Source organism: uncultured Nostoc sp. (genome assembly GCF_937863485.1).
In the GTDB taxonomy this organism is placed as follows: Bacteria; Cyanobacteriota; Cyanobacteriia; order Cyanobacteriales; family Nostocaceae; genus Nostoc.
The window spans coordinates 1-6,877 of the sequence record NZ_CALMFY010000124.1 but is presented as its reverse complement, the minus strand read 5'-3'; the positions used below and the strand labels follow the sequence as shown (position 1 = coordinate 6,877).

Annotated in this window: 4 protein-coding genes; 1 reads left to right on the top strand and 3 read right to left on the bottom strand. The window is 44.7% G+C overall.

From position 1 onward, the window contains the following. Window positions 1-202: 202 nt before the first annotated feature. Window positions 203-1,324 (bottom strand): DNA replication/repair protein RecF, encoded by a 1,122-nt coding sequence (recF, locus tag Q0541_RS16775; protein ID WP_298912171.1) that lies wholly within the window; start codon window positions 1,322-1,324, stop codon window positions 203-205. A 69-nt stretch (window positions 1,325-1,393) separates the two neighbouring features. Beyond that, window positions 1,394-4,252 (bottom strand): cation-translocating P-type ATPase, encoded by a 2,859-nt coding sequence (locus Q0541_RS16770; RefSeq protein WP_298912168.1) that lies wholly within the window; start codon window positions 4,250-4,252, stop codon window positions 1,394-1,396. A 490-nt stretch (window positions 4,253-4,742) separates the two neighbouring features. On the opposite strand from Q0541_RS16770, the gene Q0541_RS16765 reads away from it, so the two are divergent. Beyond that, window positions 4,743-6,422, top strand: a complete 1,680-nt coding sequence (locus Q0541_RS16765; RefSeq protein ID WP_298912165.1) for a transglutaminase family protein — start codon at window positions 4,743-4,745, stop codon at window positions 6,420-6,422. 107 nt (window positions 6,423-6,529) lie between these two features. Here the strand turns inward: Q0541_RS16765 and Q0541_RS16760 are convergent, their stop codons facing one another. After that, window positions 6,530-6,832, bottom strand: a complete 303-nt coding sequence (locus Q0541_RS16760; protein WP_298912162.1) for a hypothetical protein — start codon at window positions 6,830-6,832, stop codon at window positions 6,530-6,532. Between the last annotated feature and the right edge of the window lie 45 nt (window positions 6,833-6,877).

The following is a 6,877-nucleotide window of genomic DNA, read 5'->3' as shown; positions in this document are numbered from 1 at the left end:
CCCCTACTTGGGAGAGGGATTTAGGGTGAGGGCAAAAACTACGGTTCTCAACATAAATGAGGTTTAAGTAGGGATTCTTTGCATTAAGCTAAAGTGCAACTATAAGTCTTCTATCTGTAGTTATCAGATTTTAGAATATTAAATAATTTGACGTTGCTGAGTAAAAATATGAATTTGCATAGCAGGTTTTCAACCAGAATTATTAGACCAGTGGGATTATTTCTCCTGCTTTCACAAAAAGAATTTGGGAAGACTTTAACCACTGGGAATCAAAAGAACCCAAATGAGTGGTAGTAATCAGCGTCTGAAAGCGGTCTTGAATAGCATCAAGCAATTGATTTTGGCGGGACAGATCGAGCTCGGCAAGAACATCATCAAGTAATAGCAGCGGTGGCTCTTTGACAACTTCTTCAATTAATTGTAATTCTGCTAATTTTAAGGCTAGAACCAGCGTTCGTTGTTGACCTTGAGAACCGTATTGCCGAGCGGGTGTCTGGTTAATAGTTAACTCTACTTCGTCTCGATGGGGGCCGACAAGAGTAGTGCCTTGGTGCATTTCAGCGATCGCTCGCTGCTGAATTTTTGCTAAAAAAGCTTGCTGGACTTCTTCTGGCTGGTTATCCTCTAAAGGAATATTAGGCACATACTTGATTTGTAAAACTTCTGTACTGCCGCTGATACTGGCGTGCCAAGCACTAGCAATCGGAGCTAATCTTTGTATAGCGCGATCGCGTCGTCTAATTACCCGTGTCCCTGTGGTAGCTAACTGTGCATCCCATACCGCCAGTTCTGAATCCTGATTGCTGGGTGCTGAGTCTTGAGTTTTTTTTAAAAAAGCATTGCGCTGGCGTAACACATGATTATACTGCTGCAAAATGTGAGCATAAACTGGTTCGAGTTGAATTAAGAGTGTATCTAACCAGTTGCGGCGACCTTCTGGGCCGCCGCGTACTAGTTCTAAATCCAGGCTGGAAAATTGGACTGCATTCAGAACGCCGAGAAAATCCATTTGACGGCGGATAGATTCACCATTGAGAGCAACGCTACGGCGACCGTTGCGGCGCAAGGTTAAGGTAAGGTCACTCACGCCTGTTTGTCGCTCAAGAGTAGCATTAATTTGAGCTATAGCTTCCCCTTCTTGAACTAAATCGCGATCGCGGGTCATTCGGTGCGATCGCAATGTCGCCAGCAACTCCACCGCCTCCAACAAATTCGACTTTCCCTGAGCGTTATTACCTACCAAAATTGTTTTGGCAGCATTAAACTCAACCTTTTGGTCTTGGTAATTACGAAATTGTCGGAGGTTTAGAGTTTTGAGGTACATAAGTGCGATTTTGGATTTTGGATTTTAGATTTTGGATTAAAGATAAATCTAAAATCTAAAATCTCCTTTTCAGACAGCCTTCTTGCCCATAATCCGCAAAAATATCTTCTCCGCTTCAATCCACACAAACATTAAGGCGCTGAAGCCAATACAAACCCCCAATTCCTGCATATTCAGGTAGTGAGTACCAAAGAAATCTCGCAGGGGCGGGACGTAAACTAGCATCAGTTGCAAAATCGTGGTTACAACAACAGCCGCTAGTACAAATATATTAGAAAAGGGATTCATCTCGATGGTCAGTCGGTTGTTGGAACGAATAGCGATCGCATGACCCATTTGGGCGATACACAAGGTAGTGAATACCATTGTCTTCCAAGCATCGCGATCGCCCTGATACCCAGCGGCATGGGTATGTTGATAAGCCCACCACATCAAGGCAATGGTGATAATGGCAAATATTATACCAATGCGAATTATGTAAGAACCCAATCCCCTAGCGAAAATACTTTCGCGCGGACTAAAAGGTGGACGTTTCATCACATCTGGTTCTGGAGGTTCCACAGCTAATGCCAAAGCTGGTAAACCATCTGTTACCAAGTTCATCCACAGAATTTGTAAGGGGGTAAGGGGAACGCCTCCCAAACCAATTAGGGGTGCAGATGCAATTGTGAGAACTTCGCCAATGTTACTGCCCAGGATGTATTTAATAAAGCGGCGAATATTGGTGTAAACAACTCTACCCTCCTTGGTGGCACTGACAATGGTGGCGAAGTTGTCATCAAGTAACACCATATCGCTGGCTTCCTTACTTACATCCGTGCCAGTAATGCCCATCGCAATGCCAATGTCAGCTTGTTTGAGGGCTGGGGCATCGTTGACGCCATCACCTGTCATTGCTACAAATCTGCCTCGGCGTTGCAATGCTTGGACAATTCGCAGTTTGTGTTCTGGGGAAACCCTAGCATAGATGCTCACCAGGTCTACATTTTGCTCTAATTCCTGGTCAGTCATTCGCTGCAACTCTTGACCTGTGAGGAGGCGATCACCTTCTTGGGCAATTCCCAAATCGGTAGCGATCGCTCGTGCTGTTAACTGGTGGTCACCAGTAATCATCACTGGGCGAATGCCTGCGTCCCGACACTCTTGTACTGCTAACCTCACCTCTGGGCGTGGCGCATCTAGCATTCCCACTAATCCCAGCCACACCAAGTCTTGCTCAAATACTTCATCTGAACCTTCCGGTGGGATCTGTGCCAGGGGTTTGTAGGCAAAACCTAGCACCCGCAAACCTTTACTCGCCATTTGGTCATTTTCTACCAAAATTTTCTGGCGTTGTTTTTCGGTCAAGGGGGCTGTATGATTGCCCAAATGAATCTGAGTGGAACGTCCCAAGGTTAACTCTGGAGAACCTTTGGTAAACATTAAGTAAGGTTCAGATTGGAGAAAACTAGCGATTGCTGGGTCAACACCTCTCGAAGACGCTTCACCTGTCGCGACTTCCTGCACCTGAGAAATCACGCTCATCCGCTTGCGTTCCGAGGAAAAGGGAAACTCCGCAACGCGAGTTAATTTACTGTTCCACTGGTCTTTTTCGATTCCCGCTTTTCCCGCCAGTGTTAATAATGCCCCCTCTGTCGGATCTCCCAAAATCGCCCATTCCCCTTGTTCTTTTTGCAACACAGAATCATTACAAACGGCACAGGCGACTGATAACGCTAAGATTTCTGGCGACTCCTCTGGGGAAATTTTTTGACCATCTAACTGAAAATCCCCTGTTGGAGCATAACCTTCTCCGGTAACGCGAAAAGTTTTGTTGTTAGTGGAAACCGATTGCACCACCATTTTATTTTGAGTCAAGGTACCGGTTTTATCAGAACAGATGGTAGTTACAGAACCCAATGTTTCCACAGCTGGCAATTTGCGAATCAAGGCATTCTGGCGCACCATTCGCTGAGTTCCCAGTGCCAGGGTAACAGTAATTACCGCAGGTAAACCTTCTGGCACTACAGCAACAGCCATACTCAAGGAAACTTCCAAAAGTTCTTGGATGTTTTTAAAACCTCTGTCCTGGATCACACCGCCAGCGACGACGATCGCCACGAGAATCAAAGAACCCGTAACCAAGACATTGCCCAGTTGAGTCATCCGCTGCTGTAAAGGTGTCGGCTCACTTTCCACCGACTGCAACATGGTGGCAATTTTGCCTAGTTCTGTAGTCATTCCGGTGTTAGTCACCAGAACCTTGGCTCGTCCTTGGACTACTTCAGTTCCTTGAAACACGACATTCAGGCGATCGCCTAATGATGTTTCCTCCGGCAATTTTAGTGATGCTTGTTTATTCACCGCTTCGGCTTCACCAGTCAATGCCGACTCACGCACTTGTAAATTAGACTCTTCAATCAAGCGTCCATCTGCGGCTATCTGCATCCCAGCTTCCAGCTGCATTACATCCCCTGGCACTAGTTCCTTAGCTGCTATCTCCACCAGTCTAGCGTCGCGGATGACCCGCACTAAGGGAGAGGTCATTTTTTTCAGGGCTGCCAGGGCTTTTTCGGCACGGCTTTCTTGAACGTAGCCGAGTATGCCATTGAGGATGACAATTGCTAAGATAGCGATCGTATCTTTAAATGGCACTTCACCAGGCTTCAAATTGCCCGACTGCAAACGCATCAGGTCTAAAAACCCAGAAATCAGAGCTACGCCAATCAGCATCAACAACATAATGTTTTTGAACTGATCCAGCAGAATTTCCCAAGCACTACGGCCAGCAGTTTCTTCTAATTCGTTGGGGCCGTATTGTTGCAACCTCTGTTGAATATCTTGGGATCTTAAGCCACTGTCCGCCTTACTATCGAGCAGGTCTAGCGCTTTATTAACTTCTAAACTATGCCAAACGGCGGCACCTTCAGGCAGAGAATTAGCAGACATCGTGTGGGTCACAGGAAATGGTTACAAAATTCGATCATAATTTAGTGATGGCAGGAATTCCATTTCCTAAAGTTACATTAAGGCGATCGCCCAGTTGCATGAGTGGATCTGTAATTCTTAAAATTTGTAAATTTCTTTTTTTTCAGATAGTATTATTTCTCACGAAAGAGTTTTTCGGAAAAGTTTGTACCGATAATTATGAGTAATAGAGCTTGGAAGCTTTGTTACATAGCATATGTCACAATTAATTTGAGGCTGCCATTTTTAATTCACATCTGCTCAATAGCCAAAATGCATGGCACGATTAGATTTCTTCTCTACGATCCGCTACGCGAACATTTTGAATTTTGCCCAAAGTTGAGCCAATCGCTTGCGTATTTACCCCCGCTCAAGCGAACTGGTGTGCAAGTAGGGTTTCCTCAGCTAGCAAACTTTTCCAGCCGAATTTTTAATTTTGAATTGCTTCGGCGTGCTAAATCATTCAATAAATATGCTTAATATTAGTTTCACACCCCCCACTGTGACCGCAAGCCAGATGTTTGGGCAAAAAACAATTCGACCGCTTACTGCTGCAGCCCTGTGTGGCATTACTTTCATTAAAGACAGACTGATTGCCATTGATAGTATTAAAGGGCATCTACTGGAGATTGATCCCACCTCTGACAACAGCAAAATTCTCAATCCCCATCAAGTTAAAGAATTTACCGATGTCACTGGTCTGGCGGCGTGGGAAGATACCCTGTGGGTGAGCCGAGAAAATAGTGTTTACTTGTGCAAGCTCAATGCTTTCGATCTAGAACATTTTGTGACATTGCCTTATGAGGCTGATGGCGTTGCTGTTTGGGAAACAACAGTTTATGTCAGCTGCCAAAGACTAGGCTACATTCTGATTTTTGACCGCCAAACGCGAAAAGAAATTACCAGATTTTATGCCCCTGGAGTTGGGATAGAGAATTTGGCAGTGAGTCAAGAAATGCTGTGGATTTGCGATCGCACCGAACAATCAGTTTACGCGATGGACAGGGCAACGGGAGAACTTCAATTTAGTGTCCTGACACCCTTTGAATCTCCCACAGGCATAGCAATCCATAAAAATGGCGAAACAGGCAAAGAAAGTATTTACGTCGCTTACGCCTCAGAGGAGCCTTATATCCGGGACAACCCAAACGCTGATCCGAGTCATGAGCTAACGTTCCGCGATCGCACTTTTATTCACCCCCTGTATTATCATTACCAACCAGATAAGCGTTACGCCCTCTCTAATGGCTATCTCATTGAAATGTCTTATGCTGAGGAAATTGCACCCTTAGATGAGGTTTATTTACCTGAGGTGGAATGGCGCATCGCCCTACCCTCGGAAACTGAGCGTCAAAAGGTGAAACACGTTGAACCCATTGGTATACCCTTTACCGAAGAAGTCGTAGAGGGGCAACGTGTAGCAGTCTTTAAATTTGATTCTCTTGCCCCAGGAGAACGGCATATATTTGGCTGGAAAGCCCTTTTGGAAGTTCGAGGGATTAAGTATCGCATCACACCCAGAGATGTGGAAGATATACCAAAAGTGTCCCCAGAATTACAAACACGCTACCTAGTGGATGACGACGATTTAGCAATGGATACTACCATTGTTCGCCGTGCCGCCAGAGAAGCGATTGGTTCTGAAACCAATGTGCTGCGGAAAATGCACAGCATCCGCAACTACGTCTATGATGAATTATCTTACGGTATTAAACCTTACATTGACCCGCCAGATACAGTTTTAGAACGGGGCGTTGGTTCCTGTGGCGAATATGTTGGCGTCTTACTTGCCCTATCCCGTTTAAATGGCATCCCTTGTCGGACTGTAGGTAGGTACAAATGTCCTCCGCATAGTGACTTACTAGGAGTGCCGCTACAACCCGACTTTAATCATGTTTGGCTGGAGTTCTACGTCCCGAATTTTGGCTGGTTGCCAATGGAATCAAATCCTGACGATGTGGCTGAAGGTGGACCTTATCCGACGCGCTTTTTTATGGGCTTATGCTGGTATCACATTGAAATTGGTAAAGGTATCACCTTTGAAACTGTGACAAGCCAAGGTGCGCGGCTAACCAAAGAAGATATCCCTATTGGCGATTTGGCGATTAATCATATTCGATTCACAATTCTTAAAGAATTACCGCCTTTTTGAATTAGGTCATTGGGAATTGGTGAAAGACCATGAGAAAGTGAGTAGGGTGTGTTATGCCGTAGGCTAACGCACCTTAATATTCTCTGTTTAACCACTATTTTTTAAACTTATGAACTCTTGTTCTTATTCAAGTATTCTTCAAACAATTCAAAAAATTTCTGTAGTGCCTCATACTCGTCAACAGAATAGAAAAGAATTATTTTAGACCATGACTGACCTGAGTTAATTCCATATTTTTCTTCAATCCATGATTGAAACCCCTCAAATTCCCTTTCTGGCTTTGTTGGAGGTACGCCAACTTCTCTTCGAGCCAGACTATATCCTCGTAAAAGCATATCTAGTCTAGTAATTGAACTACTTCCTAAATACATTCCTGGTCTTTTCTTTATACCACTTAGAATCGGGAGCATCTCAGTTTTTGAAGTACCTCAAACCGACAATAATCCATTAAGGTA

Bases quoted from the DNA above. Each gene is read 5' to 3' on its own strand.
- recF (WP_298912171.1), bottom strand. From the start codon at position 1,324: ATGTACCTCAAAACTCTAAACCTCCGACAATTTCGTAATTACCAAGAC.
- Q0541_RS16770 (WP_298912168.1), bottom strand. From the start codon at position 4,252: ATGTCTGCTAATTCTCTGCCTGAAGGTGCCGCCGTTTGGCATAGTTTA.
- Q0541_RS16765 (WP_298912165.1), top strand. From the start codon at position 4,743: ATGCTTAATATTAGTTTCACACCCCCCACTGTGACCGCAAGCCAGATG.
- Q0541_RS16760 (WP_298912162.1), bottom strand. From the start codon at position 6,832: ATGCTCCCGATTCTAAGTGGTATAAAGAAAAGACCAGGAATGTATTTA.